Origin of the sequence: Bacillus sp. FSL M8-0071, from assembly GCF_037975455.1 — a bacterium.
GTDB classification, from domain to species: domain Bacteria; phylum Bacillota; class Bacilli; order Bacillales; family Bacillaceae; genus Bacillus; species Bacillus subtilis.
Genome location: NZ_CP150256.1, coordinates 3,305,636 through 3,321,803, shown reverse-complemented (window position 1 = coordinate 3,321,803; position 16,168 = coordinate 3,305,636). Strand labels below are relative to the sequence as shown.

Here is a 16,168-nt window from a genome sequence, read left to right as displayed (position 1 = left end):
TATATAAAGGAGTGAGTATGTTGAGTGAACAAAAGGAAATCGCGATGCAGGTCTCTGGTATGACCTGTGCGGCATGTGCTGCCAGAATTGAAAAAGGCCTGAAGCGGATGCCCGGTGTCACGGATGCAAATGTTAATCTGGCAACGGAAACATCAAATGTAATCTACGATCCTGCTGAAACAGGGACTGCAGCGATTCAGGAAAAAATAGAGAAGCTGGGCTATCACGTCGTTACAGAAAAAGCTGAATTCGATATTGAGGGCATGACCTGTGCGGCTTGCGCCAATCGGATTGAAAAACGGCTTAACAAAATAGAAGGCGTCGCAAATGCACCAGTAAACTTCGCTTTAGAAACGGTTACGGTCGAGTACAATCCGAAAGAAGCGTCTGTCGGCGATTTGAAAGAAGCGGTAGATAAGCTTGGATATAAGCTAAAGTTGAAGGGTGAACAGGACAGTGAGGCTGCTGCTGCTAAAAAGAAAGAAGAACGGAAGCAAACGGCGAGACTGATTTTTTCAGCTGTCCTGTCATTTCCATTGCTTTGGGCGATGGTGAGCCATTTTACATTTACATCATTCATTTGGGTACCGGATATATTTCTCAATCCGTGGATGCAATTTGCGCTGGCGACACCAGTCCAGTTTCTGATCGGCTGGCCGTTTTATGTGGGTGCGTATAAGGCGCTTAGAAATAAAAGCGCCAATATGGATGTATTGGTCGCCCTCGGTACGACGGCTGCTTACGCTTATAGTCTTTATCTTACTTTTCAAAGCCTTGGCTCTCACGGGCATACAGACGGCCTTTACTATGAAACAAGCGCGATTTTGCTGACGCTGATTTTATTAGGCAAGTTGTTTGAAACAAAAGCAAAAGGCCGTTCCTCGGATGCGATTAAAAAGCTGATGAAGCTTCAAGCGAAGACAGCGACTGTTGTAAGAGACGGACAGGAGCAAATTATCCCGATCGACGAAGTGCTTGTTAATGACATTGTTTACGTCAAACCTGGCGAACGAATTCCTGTAGACGGAGAAGTGGTTGAAGGCCGCTCAGCGGTTGACGAATCGATGATTACAGGAGAAAGTCTTCCTGTTGACAAAAATCCTGGTGACAGCGTGACAGGTTCAACCGTTAACGCAAACGGTTTCCTGAAAATTAAAGCTGTCAACGTCGGAAAGGATACTGCGCTTTCTCATATCATCAAAATTGTTGAGGAAGCACAAGGGTCAAAAGCGCCGATCCAGCGTCTCGCTGACCAGATTTCAGGCATTTTTGTGCCCATTGTATTGGGGGTTGCCGTTCTCACTTTTCTCATTTGGTATCTTTGGACGGCTCCTGGCGATTTTGCTGAAGCGATCAGCAAGTTCATTGCGGTTCTTGTCATTGCCTGTCCTTGCGCCCTCGGTCTTGCTACTCCGACGAGCATAATGGCTGGATCTGGACGCGCTGCTGAATTCGGGATTTTATTTAAAGGCGGCGAGCATTTAGAAAAAACACATCGTCTCGATACAATTGTTCTTGATAAAACCGGAACCGTGACAAACGGGAAGCCGCGTCTGACGGATGCCATTCCATTCGGCCGTTTTGAAGAAAAAGATTTGCTTCAATTTGCAGCGGCAGCCGAAACGGGATCAGAGCATCCGCTTGGCGAAGCGATTATTGCTGGCGTGAAAGATAAAGGGCTTGAGATACCGAAGCTAACCCGTTTTGAAGCAAAAGTCGGCGCAGGCATTTTGGCTGAAGCCGGAGGAAAAAGCATTCTCGTCGGCACAAGAAAATTAATGGAGAGCGAACAGGTTGAGCATGGGGCTCTTCTCGCCAAAATGGAAGAGCTAGAGGCAGAAGGAAAAACAGTTATGCTTGTATCCATTGATGGAGAAGCAGCTGGGCTAGTAGCGGTTGCAGATACGATTAAGGACACGTCACGGAAGGCTGTTGCCCGTCTGAAAGAGTTGGGCCTTGATGTCATCATGATGACAGGAGACAATCGCAGAACCGCAGAAGCCATCGCGAAGGAAGCGGGAATTACGAATATCATTGCGGAAGTCCTTCCAGAACAAAAGGCAGCAGAAATTGCCCGCCTGCAAAAAGAAGGCCGCCAGACAGCAATGGTAGGCGACGGAATTAACGATGCGCCGGCGCTTGCCACAGCTGACATCGGCATGGCGATTGGAACTGGAACGGACATTGCCATGGAAACAGCAGACATTACACTGATTCGCGGCGATCTGAACAGCATTGCCGACGCAATCCGCATGAGCAGATTGACAATGAAAAACATTAAACAAAATTTATTCTGGGCGCTTGGCTATAACAGCCTCGGCATCCCAATCGCAGCACTTGGATTTTTAGCACCGTGGATAGCAGGAGCAGCAATGGCATTCAGCTCCGTTTCCGTTGTTCTGAATGCTCTTCGTCTGCAAAAAGTAAAATGAAAAACCGGCTATATGCCGGTTTTTGTTTTTCATTGACACTTTCTTGGAAAACAACATATAATAGGTGTAACTATTATATGAGTATATGCTCATATATATTATAAAGAATGCAATACTCATTGATACGCTTTGAAGTGGGAACCCTAAATCGGAAGGTAAGGTGAGACTAGTGAAACAGGAATACGTTCTGGACGGTTTGGATTGCAGCAATTGTGCCCAAAAAATCGAAAATGGAGTCAAAGGCATAAAAGGCATTGACGGATGCGCGGTAAATTTTGCGGCAAGCACCTTAACTGTCTCAGCCGATGGGAAAGAAGAGCAATGGGTCACGAATAAAGTAGAGAAAAAAGTGAAATCAATTGATCCGCATGTAACGGTTCGCCTAAAGCATAAAAAGAAATCAGCTGATGATGGCTATCGTAATAGAATGGTCAATATGCTGATCAGAATGGCGGCGGCTGTCATTCTCGGCGCAGCGGCATATTTGGTTCATTCGGGAACCATTGAATTTTTCCTTTTCCTCGGTGCTTATTTGATTATCGGCGGTGACATTGTCATCCGCGCAGTCAAAAACATCATTCGCGGTCAGGTGTTTGATGAGCATTTCTTAATGGCTCTTGCCACAATCGGCGCTTTTCTGATTCAGCAATACCCTGAGGGGGTCGCCGTTATGCTGTTTTATCAAATCGGTGAGCTTTTTCAAGGAGCCGCGGTCAGCCGTTCCAGAAAATCAATTAGTGCGTTAATGGACATACGGCCTGATTACGCCAATCTCAAAACAAAGAACGGCATCGAACAGGTTTCCCCGGAGGACGTTCAGACAGGAGACATCATTGTGGTTAATCCGGGAGAAAGCATACCCTTGGACGGTAAGGTCGTGCAAGGGTCAGCGATGGTTGATACATCTGCTTTAACAGGTGAGTCCGTTCCGAGAAAAGCTGCGGAAGGACAAGATGTAATGTCAGGCTTTATCAATCAAAACGGCGTTCTGCATATTGAAGTCACAAAGGGCTATCAGGAATCAGCAGTATCAAAAATATTAGACTTGGTTCAGAATGCGAGCAGCCGTAAAGCCCGGACAGAAAACTTTATCACGAAGTTTGCCAAGTATTATACACCTGCTGTTGTGATCATTGCGGTATTGCTGGCCTTTGTTCCGCCGCTTGTTCTTTCTGGCGCCGCGCTTTCCGATTGGGTGTACCGCGCGCTTATCTTTTTAGTGATTTCTTGTCCTTGTGCGCTTGTTGTCTCTATTCCGCTCGGTTTCTTCGGCGGAATCGGAGCGGCCTCAAAGGCCGGAGTGCTTGTAAAGGGAAGCAATTATTTAGAAGCCTTGAATCAAGTCAAATACGCGGTGTTTGATAAAACGGGAACACTAACAAAAGGCAGCTTTGAAGTGACAGAAATCAAACCTGCGGAAGGTTTTACAAAGGATAGATTACTTGAAGCGGCGGCATACGCTGAGCTTCATTCACAGCATCCGATTGCTGAATCTGTGCGTAAAGCTTACGGGAAAATGCTTTCCTCCGATGAGATTGAGTCATACGAAGAAATCTCCGGTCACGGCATTTTTGCAAAGGTAAATGGAACTGAGATCCTTGCTGGGAATAAAAAGCTCATGGAAAGAGAACAAATTGAGGATGTCCCGGATGAAAATGCTGGAACAATCGTACACGTTGCTGTTGATCAACGCTATGCCGGAGCAATCATCATAGCGGATGAGATAAAGGAAGACGCAGCACAAGCGGTTGCTGATCTGAAGTCGCTTGGGATCAAACAGACAGCTATGCTGACGGGTGATTCGAAACAAACGGGAGAAGCCGTCGGAAAACAGCTTGGGATTGGTGAGGTATATGCAGAGCTGCTGCCGCAAGATAAAGTCGCGCAGGTCGAAGCATTGGAAGCTAAGCTTTCACCTAATGAAAAACTCATTTTTGTCGGTGACGGCATCAATGATACGCCGGTGCTTGCCCGCGCAGATATAGGGATCGCGATGGGAGGCCTTGGCTCAGACGCCGCAGTAGAAGCCGCAGACATCGTGCTGATGACAGATCAGCCGTCAAAAATAGCGGAAGCGATTCGGATTGCGAAACGGACACGGCGAATCGTGTGGCAAAACATCGGCTTTGCTTTAGGTGTGAAAGCGATCTTTCTCATTCTTGGTGCATTTGGAATTGCGACCATGTGGGAAGCGGTTTTCTCAGATGTCGGCGTTACACTGCTTGCTGTGGCGAACGCCATGCGCGTCATGCGTCTCAAAAACAAATAAATTGTCGGAGAGAATTCATTTTTTCGGGGTTTTCTTATCAGCGCTTGTCTTGTTAAAATAAAGAAGTGGGTCAATTGCGATCCGCTTCTTTTTTAATTTTAAAACGATGAGGTGTCGGAGTGAAAAAGAAACAGCAGTCTTCTGCGAAATTCGCGGTCATCCTTACGGTTGTGGTTGTTGTATTGCTAGCAGCCATTGTCATCATTAATAACAAAACGGAACAAGGCAATGATGCGGTTTCCGGACAGCCGTCTATCAAAGGGCAGCCTGTGCTTGGCAAGGACGATGCACCGGTAACTGTAGTAGAATTCGGAGATTACAAATGTCCGTCTTGCAAGGTGTTTAACAGTGACATCTTTCCAAAAATACAAAAAGACTTTATTGATAAGGGCGATGTGAAATTTTCTTTCGTGAACGTCATGTTCCATGGAAAAGGTTCAAGGTTAGCGGCTCTTGCATCTGAAGAAGTATGGAAGGAAGACCCTGACTCTTTCTGGGATTTCCATGAAAAGCTGTTCGAAAAACAGCCGGATACGGAACAGGAATGGGTAACCCCAGGCCTCCTTGGTGATCTTGCAAAAAGCACCACAAAGATAAAACCTGAGACGCTCAAGGAAAATCTTGATAAGGAAACATTCGCTTTTCAAGTGGAAAAGGATTCTGACCTTAATCAAAAAATGAACATACAGGCAACACCGACGATTTACGTCAATGATAAAGTGATCAAAAATTTTGCGAATTATGATGAAATCAAAGAGACAATAGAAAAAGAGCTGAAAGGGAAGTAACGATATGAAAAATAGAATCGTATTTTTATATGCTTCCTGGGTTGTGGCTCTTATCGCTATGCTGGGCAGCCTGTATTTCAGTGAAATCAGAAAGTTTATTCCATGTGAACTGTGCTGGTACCAGCGTATCCTCATGTATCCACTCGTCCTGATTTTAGGCATCGCCACCTTTCAAGGGGACACACGAGTGAAAAAATATGTGCTCCCGATGGCGATGATAGGGGCATTCATTTCGACTATGCATTACTTAGAGCAAAAAGTGCCCGGTTTTAGCGGCATTAAGCCATGTGTCAGCGGCGTGCCGTGCTCGGGCCAATATATTAACTGGTTTGGTTTTATTACGATTCCATTCCTGGCCCTGATTGCTTTTATCCTGATTATCATTTTTATGTGCCTGCTGAAAGGCGAAAAATCTGAATAACAAAAAAAGCGCCCGCGTATGCCGGACGCTTTTTTAATTTCGCAAACTCATGTCCATCAGCAATAGCCGTATTCCCTCTAAATTTATCTTTTTTTCTCATAAAAATGTTATTGATTTTACGCTGGAGCGATTATAAAATCTAGAGGTCGTCAGAAAATTTAACAAACATAAAAGGGAGTCATCAGAATGGCTTGGGAGCTGCTCAGTGTGATTGGCATCATTGCGTTTGCAGTCAGCGGCGCAATTGTTGCGATGGAAGAGGAATATGATATTTTAGGAGTTTATATATTAGGGATTGTCACCGCTTTTGGAGGAGGAGCGATCCGCAATTTGCTGATCGGTGTTCCGGTGTCAGCGCTATGGGAGCAGGGAGCGTTCTTTCAAATCGCGCTTTTATCTATTACAATTGTGTTTCTGTTTCCGAAGCTGCTGCTGAAGCATTGGAATAAGTGGGGCAATTTATCAGATGCGATCGGCCTCGCTGCCTTTGCTATCCAAGGCGCACTGTATGCTGTCAAAATGGGCCATCCGCTTAGTGCCGTGATCGTGGCTGCGGTGCTGACGGGAAGCGGGGGCGGAATCATCCGCGACCTTCTTGCCGGGCGCAAACCGCTTGTGCTGAAGGCAGAAATTTATGCAGTCTGGGCGGCTCTCGGCGGTTTAATCGTCGGATTGGGCTGGCTGGGAAACTCGTTCGGCTTGTACGTTCTGTTTTTCGTGCTCGTTGTTTGCCGGGTTTGTTCCTATATGTTTAATTGGAAGCTGCCAAACCGTTCTTTTCGCTTAGATAGTCAGTAAAATAAAAGAAACCTCTCCGTCATGGAGAGGTTTCTTTTATGGTAGCCTGCCGGGATCAAATAAAAAGTCCTTTTCGAATGCTGACCGCGCAGAGCAAAGCTATTGAAAATTAATAGGTAGCCCAAAAGGTATAGCTGATGGTTTTTTTAGTTCCTGTGTTAGTGAATTTGAATCTGTATTTTGTTTTGTAGCTTTTAGAAGCTTGTTTGTAACTTAAATTTGTAGAGCCTTTTTTCGTTGCATAAAAAGTTTTAACATTTTTCCAGCCTTTATTTGTCTTTTGTTGCAGAGTTGCTGTAATTTTCCCGCTGCCTGATCCGTTTGCTGTCATGTTGGCCCAAGTTCCTCGTCCTGGATAATAAATCTGAAATGTTGGCGAGTAAGTATAGTTTTTAAATGAGCCCGAATGGTAATGAGTACTCCATATTTGACCTTTTTTAACCCAATCTTTAGCTTCCGCTTTGTTGTTTACTAGGTCAATTGCCGTAAAACTTGTTACGGCTACGACGAATGCCAGCAACATCATAGATAGCTTTTTCTTCACTGAGTATTTCCTCCTAACTAATTCTGGTTCTTTCTTCATGTTCTTATCATAAACCGAGAGAAATAATGTAACATCGTCCTATTCTCCCAAATGAAAAACTTCAATTTGTTGAAATATGTCGAAATTGGATGAAAAATGACTATTTTACTGCGACTATAGATACGATAGCGAGGATGTAGTTGCTTTATGGAAGATGACAATAACAGCCAGTTTAGTCATTCTTCACGTTAGATGAACAGACAAACACGGTAAAGCTCTGCGGTGTTTTTAAAATGAAAAAGAAATATTATATCGAAGATTGAATGGAATAAGGAATCGATACTGATGAAAGAGAAGATTTGCAACCTAAGAAAAGCACCTCCAACAGTGATCAATGTGAAATCATAAGAGAAAAAACCGATTTCGAGTTGAAATCGGTTTTTTCTGCATATAAATAACCCAAACCTTGATTGGTATTGGGTGAATGTGCTAAGATAAATTGTATTTGCTAGTTTCATCATACATTCGATATATGTATCCAATTATATTTTACAGTATTTCATCTATGTTTGTCAACTATTTTCTGGAGGTGCCGTTCATGAATCAGCAGGATAAGGAATGGAAGGAAGAGCAGTCGAGAATAGATGAGGTGCTGCAGGAGCTCGAAAAAAAAGAGCGGTTTCTGGAAACGTCTGCGGGCGGGTTGAAGCATGATATCATCGGATTAAGAAAAAGCTTTTGGGAGGATGTTAAGGTTAATTTTGATGATGCCCATGAAGCGATTGAAACGATGGCAAGCATTAAGCAGCAGGCAGAGCTGCTGTCTGATCGGGAACACAATCATCGGCGCATGGATCAGCAGCTCAAACGAATTCATCAATTAAAAAAATCGCCTTATTTCGGCCGGATTGATTTTATTGAAAACGGCGAGGAGAAGGCAGAGCGAATTTATATCGGTTTAGCTTCCTGTTTGGATGAGAAGGAGGAACACTTTCTGATTTATGACTGGAGGGCGCCGATATCAAGTTTGTACTACAATTATTCCCCAGGAAAAGCGGAGTACGAGGTGCCCGGTGAAACGATAGAAGGGGAAATGGTGCTGAAACGCCAGTTTATGATCAAAAACGGCACTCTCAAGGCGATGTTTAATACCGATATGACGATTGGTGATGAAATGCTGCAAGAGGTATTAAGCCATCACTCCGATACCCAAATGAAAAACATCGTGTCTACGATTCAGAAAGAACAAAATCAGATTATCCGTAATGAAAAAAGCAAGATCCTGATCGTGCAGGGAGCGGCTGGCAGCGGGAAAACATCGGCTGCGCTTCAGCGTGTCGCTTATTTGTTATACAGGCACCGTGGCGTCATTGATGCCGGACAAATCGTTTTGTTTTCTCCCAACTTCTTATTTAACAGCTATGTCTCCTCTGTTTTGCCGGAGTTAGGAGAAGAGAATATGGAGCAGGCGACGTTTCAGGAATATATCGAGCATCGTCTTGGCCGCAGGTTCAAATGTGAAAGCCCCTTTGATCAGCTCGAATATTGCCTGACCGAAACAAAGGGAGGCGATTTTCCAACAAGGCTTGCGGGAATCACATGGAAGGCGGGTTTATCCTTTCAGCAATTCATTAATGAATACGTCACACGGCTTTCCTCTGACGGGATGATTTTTAAAAATATTATATTCCGCGGACAAAAGCTGATCACAAAGGAGCAAATTCAATCCTATTTTTACTCATTGGATCAAAATCACTCCATTCCGAATCGGATGGAGCAAACCGCGAAGTGGCTGCTGAGTGAGCTTAACAAGCTTGAGAAAAAGGAACGGCGAAAGGATTGGGTTGTTCATGAAGCTGAGCTGCTTGACAAAGAGGACTACCTGGACGTGTACAAAAAACTGCAGGAAAGGAAACGGTTCAGCGAGAGTACGTTTAACGATTATCAAAGAGAGCAGCAGCTGCTTGCCGCCATCATTGTGAAAAAAGCTTTCAAACCGCTCAAACAGGCAGTCAGGCTCCTTGCATTTCTTGATGTTACACAACTTTATTTGCAATTGTTTTCTGGCTGGGGAGGAAAATTTCAGCATGAGAAGATGGCCGCGATAGCTGAGCTGACCCGTTCGGCATTTTCGGATAATAAATTGCTCTATGAGGACGCGGCACCGTTTCTTTATATGCAGGATCTGATTGAGGGCAGAAAGAAAAATACGAAGATCAAACATCTATTTATTGACGAAGCCCAGGACTATTCACCGTTTCAGATGGCTTACATGAGAAGTATTTTTCCGGCTGCCAGCATGACAGTGCTCGGTGATATCAATCAGTCCATCTACGCGCATACCATACATGGGGATCAGCGTATGGATGCGTGCTTTGAGGATGAGCCTGCTGAGTATGTTCGTTTAAAGAGAACATACAGATCAACAAGGCAGATTGTCGAATTTACCAAAGCGATGCTTCAAGATGGAGCGGATATTGAGCCGTTTAATAGAAGCGGGGAAATGCCGCTCGTTGTCAAAACTGAAGGACATGAGAGCCTTTGCCAAAAGCTCGCGCAAGAAATTGGCCGGCTCAAGAAAAAAGGGCACGAAACAATAGCCGTCATCTGCAAGACAGCGCAGCAATGCATACAGGCACACGCCCACATGAGTGAATATACAGATGTTCGCCTGATTCATAAAGAAAATCAACCATTTCAAAAGGGTGTTTGCGTGATTCCGGTGTATTTAGCGAAGGGAATTGAATTTGACGCAGTGCTTGTCTATGATGCATCTGAAGAACACTATCATACAGAGCACGACCGCAGGCTTTTATATACTGCGTGCACCCGTGCGATGCACATGCTGGCGGTATTTTATACAGGTGAAGCCAGTCCGTTTGCAACCGCTGTGCCGCCTCACTTATATCAGATGGCTGAATGAAGAGAAGGGAGTCCTTCTCTTTTTTCTATTTACATGAAGCATAGCCGTTTTATCATTAGGATTCTTAATAGTTATCATCATGTAAATATATTTTACTTAAGCCTAGTATTCCGGTAAAGTTCAATTAGATGCAATTTTCGATCAGTTTATAACTTTGTGAGGTGGATACGTTGCAACTTCAGGTAATGAACAGTCCGTTTAATCAGGAGCAGGCAGAGCTCCTTAACCGCCTTCTGCCGACCTTTACCGAATCCCAGAAAATCTGGCTGAGCGGATATTTATCCGCTCAATCTGTTTCCGCCCAAGAAGCTGCGGGTGCGCCGGCGGCAGCTGTGTCTGCGGAAGCACCGGCACCGGCCGTTTCAAAAGAAGTGACCGTTCTTTATGGTTCACAGACGGGAAACGCACAGGGGCTTGCAGAAAATGCCGGCAAGCAGCTTGAACAGAGCGGTTTTCAAGTGACCGTCTCATCCATGAGCGATTTTAAGCCGAATCAGCTGAAGAAGGTAACCAATCTTTTAATCGTCGTCAGTACGCATGGAGAAGGAGAGCCGCCTGATAACGCGCTGTCGTTTCATGAATTTCTGCACGGAAGACGGGCGCCTAAGCTTGAAGATCTGCGTTTTTCCGTTTTGGCGCTTGGTGACAGTTCGTACGAATTTTTCTGCCAGACAGGGAAAGAATTTGATCAGCGCTTAGAAGAACTCGGCGGAAAACGGATTTCTCCGCGCGTTGATTGCGATCTTGACTATGATGAACCGGCAGCCGAATGGCTTGAGGGTGTATTGAAGGGATTAAATGAAGCTGGGGGCGGAAGCGCCGCGCCTGCGCCGGCGGCTGCGTCTCAAACCGGTGAGTCTTCGTATTCCAGAACAAACCCGTTTCGGGCTGAAGTGTTAGAAAATTTAAATTTAAACGGCAGAGGATCAAATAAAGAAACACGCCATGTGGAGCTGTCTCTTGAAGGATCAGGCCTGACTTACGAGCCTGGTGACAGCCTCGGCGTCTATCCAGAAAACGATCCGGAACTTGTCGAGCTGCTCCTTAAGGAAATGAATTGGGACCCGGAAGAAATTGTGACGCTTAATAAGCAAGGTGATGTCCGTCCGCTGAAAGAAGCGCTGATTTCTCACTATGAGATTACCGTTCTCACAAAACCGCTTCTTGAACAGGCAGCCCAGCTGACAGGGAACGATGAGCTTAGAGAGCTTTTAGCCCCGGGAAATGAGGAGAATGTAAAAGCCTATATTGAAGGGCGCGATTTGCTTGATCTCGTCCGTGACTATGGCCCATTTAGTGTATCTGCGCAGGAGTTTGTCTCGATTTTGCGAAAAATGCCTGCCCGCCTTTATTCGATTGCAAGCAGTTTATCCGCAAATCCGGATGAAGTGCATTTAACAATCGGCGCAGTCCGCTACGATGCGCACGGCCGTGAACGAAAAGGCGTCTGCTCGATTTTGTGCGCGGAACGTCTGCAGCCAGGAGACACACTGCCGGTTTATGTACAGCACAATCAAAACTTTAAGCTTCCGAAAGACCCTGAAACACCGATTATCATGGTGGGCCCTGGGACAGGCGTCGCACCTTTCCGTTCCTTTATGCAGGAGCGTGAGGAGACGGGAGCGGAAGGAAAGGCATGGATGTTCTTTGGCGATCAGCACTTTGTCACGGATTTCCTTTACCAGACAGAGTGGCAGAATTGGCTCAAAGACGGTGTGCTGACAAAAATGGATGTGGCGTTCTCACGTGATACGGAAGAAAAAGTATATGTGCAGCACCGCATGCTTGAACATAGCGCAGAATTGTTTGAATGGCTTCAAGAAGGAGCGGCTGTTTACATTTGCGGAGATGAAAAGCACATGGCGCATGACGTCCATAACACATTGCTTGAAATTATCGAAAAAGAAGGCAATATGAGCCGCGAAGAAGCGGAGGCTTATCTTGCCGATATGCAGCAGCAAAAACGCTATCAGCGTGATGTATATTGATTTGACTTGAAAGGAGTTTTTCAACATGGTGACCAAAATTCTAAAAGCACCGGACGGCTCTCCAAGTGATGTTGAACGCATTAAAAAAGAAAGTGATTATTTGCGCGGCACGCTGAAAGAAGTGATGCTCGATCGAATCAGTGCGGGAATTCCGGATGATGATAACCGCCTGATGAAACACCACGGCAGTTATTTGCAGGATGACCGCGACCTCCGAAATGAACGCCAAAAGCAGAAGCTTGAGCCCGCATATCAGTTCATGCTGCGCGTGCGTATGCCCGGGGGCGTCTCGACGCCTGAACAATGGCTTGTCATGGATGACCTGTCCCAGAAATACGGGAACGGCACATTAAAATTGACGACACGTGAAACGTTCCAAATGCACGGGATTCTGAAATGGAACATGAAGAAAACCATTCAGACGATCCACTCAGCACTTTTGGATACGATCGCAGCCTGCGGAGACGTAAACCGTAACGTCATGTGTGCATCAAACCCTTATCAATCTGAAATCCACTCAGAGGTATACGAGTGGTCTAAAAAATTAAGTGATGATCTGCTGCCGCGGACGAGAGCATATCATGAAATTTGGCTTGATGAGGAAAGAGTTGCCGGCACGCCGGAGGAAGAAGTCGAGCCAATGTACGGACCGCTCTATCTGCCGCGGAAGTTTAAAATCGGTATTGCCGTTCCGCCGTCTAATGATATTGACGTCTTTTCACAAGATCTCGGATTCATTGCGATTGTCGAGGATGGCAAGCTGATCGGTTTTAACGTGGCAATCGGCGGCGGTATGGGAATGACGCATGGCGATACTGCGACATATCCGCAATTAGCCAAGGTGATCGGATTCTGCCGGCCTGAGCAAATGTATGACGTTGCTGAAAAAACGATTACGATTCAGCGTGATTACGGCAACCGTTCTGTCCGTAAAAATGCGCGGTTCAAATACACAGTTGACCGCCTCGGTTTAGAAAACGTAAAAGAAGAATTGGAAAACCGTCTCGGCTGGAGCCTGGAAGAAGCGAAGCCGTATCATTTCGATCATAACGGCGACCGCTACGGCTGGGTGGAAGGCATCGAGGATAAATGGCATTTTACGCTGTTTGTCGAAGGCGGCCGTATAACGGATTACGATGATTATAAGCTGATGACAGGCTTGCGGGAAATCGCCAAAGTTCATACAGGCGAGTTCCGGCTGACAGCCAATCAGAACTTAATGATTGCGAACGTTTCAAGCGATAAAAAAGAAGAAATCAGTGCTTTAATTGAACAATACGGACTAACTGACGGCAAGCACTATTCAGCACTTCGCCGCAGCTCGATGGCATGCGTCGCGCTTCCGACCTGCGGATTGGCAATGGCCGAAGCAGAACGTTATTTGCCGACCCTGTTAGATAAGATTGAAGAGATTATTGACGAAAACGGCCTTCGTGATCAGGAAATCACCATTCGCATGACAGGGTGTCCGAACGGCTGTGCACGTCATGCACTCGGTGAGATCGGATTTATCGGAAAGGCGCCGGGCAAATATAATATGTATCTTGGCGCTGCGTTTGACGGAAGCCGTTTAAGCAAAATGTACCGTGAAAACATCGGTGAAGCAGACATTTTAAGCGAGCTGCGCATCCTTCTTTCCCGCTATGCGAAAGAACGCGAGGAAGGCGAGCATTTCGGTGACTTTGTCATCCGCGCGGGCATTATTAAAGCAACAACTGACGGTACGAATTTTCATGATTGAGAAAACTAAGAAGAGAGACAGGGAATAGCTTCCTGTCTCTTTTTTCTGTAATTTGCTCTGCTGCAAAAAAGTTCACTGTGAGCATATCATGAGAAAAAATACCCTAAAAAGGGTACTATAAAAGAAGACAAGTGTGGAGAGAACTCCTGCGAAACCACATAGCGGATGCAAGGCCACCCTAGCTCAAGGGCTTTTAGACAAACAGATTTTTTGGCTCATCATGCCGACACACAACAGACGAAGGAGGTCATGCATTTGGACATATTTTTAGTTGTGCTCGTATTATTAACGATTATTGCGATTTCTAATATCGTGAACCGGTTTATTCCGTTTATTCCGGTGCCGCTGATTCAAGTGGCTCTTGGGATTCTTGCCGCCTCATTTCCACAGGGACTTCATTTTGAATTAAACACCGAATTGTTTTTTGTTCTGTTTATCGCGCCTCTGCTATTTAATGATGGAAAGAGGACACCGCGGGCAGAGCTTTGGAATTTAAGGGCTCCGATTTTATTGCTTGCACTCGGCCTTGTATTTGCGACTGTGATTGTAGGCGGCTACACGATTCACTGGATGATTCCTGCTATTCCGCTGGCAGCGGCCTTTGGACTTGCGGCCATTCTTTCACCGACTGATGTCGTCGCTGTCAGCGCATTATCAGGAAGAGTGAAAATGCCAAAAGGGATTCTTCGCCTGCTGGAAGGTGAGGGGCTGATGAATGACGCATCAGGTCTGGTGGCCTTTAAGTTTGCGATTGCAGCGGCAGTGACTGGTGCATTTTCATTAGCACAAGCGGCTGTCAGCTTTGTCTTTATTTCTCTCGGAGGCTTGCTGTGCGGGGTTGTCATTTCATTTTTGATTATTCGTTTTCGCCTATTTCTGCGCCGCCTTGGCATGCAGGATGTCACGATGCATATGCTGATTCAAATTCTGACGCCGTTTGTGATTTATTTGGCAGCTGAAGAAATCGGCGTTTCCGGCATTTTAGCTGTTGTGGCTGGCGGTATTACCCATGCGGTTGAACAGGATCGTCTGGAATCTACGATGATCAAGCTGCAAATCGTCTCCTCAAGTACGTGGAACATTATTTTATTTATTTTGAACGGCCTGGTCTTCGTTATTCTCGGCACGCAAATCCCTGATGTTATTTCTGTTATCTTTAACGACACTGCCATCAGCAACATGAAGGTGATCGGCTATATCCTAGTCATCACATTTACGTTAATGCTCCTGAGATTCCTGTGGGTGCTGTTCTTCTGGAACGGCAAATGGTTCTTTAATAAAGATCAGAACATCTATAAACCGGGTCTTCGTTCGACGCTGTTAATTTCGATTTCCGGTGTGCGTGGAGCAGTAACGCTTGCAGGTTCTTTTTCCATTCCGTATTTCCTGGAGGACGGCACGCCGTTTCCGGAAAGAAATCTGATTCTCTTTTTAGCAGCCGGCGTCATTTTATGCACGCTTGTCATTGCTACCGTTGTGCTGCCGATTCTGACTGAAAAAGAAGAAGAGGACGAGGAACGAAACAAGAAGCTGCTGACGGCGAGACGCAAATTGATCAAAACAGCCCTTCAAACGATTAAAGAGGACATGAATGAGACAAACAAAACGGCCTCTCTTGCGGTGATAGCTGAATACAATGAGAAAATGAAAAATCTTCGTTTTCAGCAATATACATCGTCTAATCGCATCAAAAAGCACGAGCGTAAAGTCCGTGCCCAAGGGGTTAAGGCAGAGCAAGAGGCGCTGATGAAAATGCTGGAGCGGGGAGACATCCCGGAAGAAACAGCAAATGTGCTGCAAGAACGATTTAACGAGTTGGAAATTTTGTATGCGAACCCGTTTAAAGTCGGATTATCAAAAACAAGGCTCAAGAGGCTGATGTATTGGATTTTCTTCGGTGAACATAAAAAGCCGGAGATGTCGATTTTAAATGAAGCGGGATTGATACGGGCAACAAGAGTGAAAACGGCAAAAGCAGCGATAGAATATCTGGAAAAACACAAGACGGAAGAGCATAAAGAAGTGTTTTTATCTGTCATTACATTCTATAAACAGTTAATTTTCAGGCTGGAGCACAGCCATCATGAGCTGAAATCAAGCGCCCATTTTGAAAATCAGAAGCTGGAAGTGAAGCTGAAGGCTGTACAGGCGATCAGAAATGAAATTCAAACACTTTTCGAGGAAAGAGAAATTTCCCGGGACATCTCCCATGAGCTTCGCCAATACATTAATGATGTCGAAGCCGCCATGCTTGAAGGCGGCGAATAAATGCAGAAAAAAAGCTG

10 protein-coding genes are annotated in these 16,168 nt (G+C 45.5%); 9 read left to right on the top strand and 1 reads right to left on the bottom strand.

Going from position 1 to position 16,168, the window contains the following annotated elements:
* Positions 1 to 20: 20 nt before the first annotated feature.
* From copA to MKX71_RS17220, 5 genes are all read left to right on the top strand, one after another.
* The gene (gene copA, locus MKX71_RS17240) at positions 21 to 2,432 is read left to right on the top strand and encodes a heavy metal translocating P-type ATPase (RefSeq protein WP_212129213.1); all 2,412 of its coding nucleotides are present in this window, start codon (positions 21 to 23) and stop codon (positions 2,430 to 2,432) included.
* 160 nt (positions 2,433 to 2,592) lie between these two features.
* On the top strand, positions 2,593 to 4,701 hold the full coding sequence (locus MKX71_RS17235; RefSeq protein WP_339231384.1) for a heavy metal translocating P-type ATPase: 2,109 nt from the start codon (positions 2,593 to 2,595) through the stop codon (positions 4,699 to 4,701).
* Between the two features lie 119 nt (positions 4,702 to 4,820).
* Positions 4,821 to 5,489 (top strand): disulfide bond formation protein BdbD, encoded by a 669-nt coding sequence (bdbD, locus tag MKX71_RS17230; RefSeq protein ID WP_339231383.1) that lies wholly within the window; start codon positions 4,821 to 4,823, stop codon positions 5,487 to 5,489.
* A 4-nt stretch (positions 5,490 to 5,493) separates the two neighbouring features.
* Positions 5,494 to 5,910, top strand: a complete 417-nt coding sequence (locus MKX71_RS17225) for a disulfide oxidoreductase (protein WP_326352651.1) — start codon at positions 5,494 to 5,496, stop codon at positions 5,908 to 5,910.
* 186 nt (positions 5,911 to 6,096) lie between these two features.
* Positions 6,097 to 6,708: a trimeric intracellular cation channel family protein gene (locus MKX71_RS17220; protein ID WP_077671086.1), complete on the top strand. Its 612-nt coding sequence runs from the start codon at positions 6,097 to 6,099 to the stop codon at positions 6,706 to 6,708.
* Between the two features lie 109 nt (positions 6,709 to 6,817).
* Here MKX71_RS17220 and MKX71_RS17215 read toward each other — a convergent pair whose 3' ends face one another.
* Entirely contained in the window at positions 6,818 to 7,252 is a 435-nt protein-coding gene (locus MKX71_RS17215) for a hypothetical protein (protein ID WP_014477979.1), read from the bottom strand.
* Positions 7,253 to 7,829: 577 nt separating this feature from the next.
* On the opposite strand from MKX71_RS17215, the gene helD reads away from it, so the two are divergent.
* From helD to MKX71_RS17195, 4 genes are all read left to right on the top strand, one after another.
* The gene (gene helD, locus MKX71_RS17210) at positions 7,830 to 10,154 is read left to right on the top strand and encodes a DNA helicase IV (RefSeq protein WP_264099257.1); all 2,325 of its coding nucleotides are present in this window, start codon (positions 7,830 to 7,832) and stop codon (positions 10,152 to 10,154) included.
* Between the two features lie 170 nt (positions 10,155 to 10,324).
* Positions 10,325 to 12,142 carry an assimilatory sulfite reductase (NADPH) flavoprotein subunit gene (locus tag MKX71_RS17205; RefSeq protein WP_339231380.1) on the top strand — a complete coding sequence of 606 codons (1,818 nt, stop codon included), beginning with the start codon at positions 10,325 to 10,327 and terminating at the stop codon, positions 12,140 to 12,142.
* A 25-nt stretch (positions 12,143 to 12,167) separates the two neighbouring features.
* The gene (gene cysI / locus MKX71_RS17200) at positions 12,168 to 13,883 is read left to right on the top strand and encodes an assimilatory sulfite reductase (NADPH) hemoprotein subunit (RefSeq protein ID WP_003243849.1); all 1,716 of its coding nucleotides are present in this window, start codon (positions 12,168 to 12,170) and stop codon (positions 13,881 to 13,883) included.
* Positions 13,884 to 14,138: 255 nt separating this feature from the next.
* Positions 14,139 to 16,151, top strand: coding sequence for a Na+/H+ antiporter (locus tag MKX71_RS17195; RefSeq protein WP_015714699.1), 2,013 nt, complete (start codon positions 14,139 to 14,141; stop codon positions 16,149 to 16,151).
* The last annotated feature ends 17 nt before the right edge of the window (positions 16,152 to 16,168 follow it).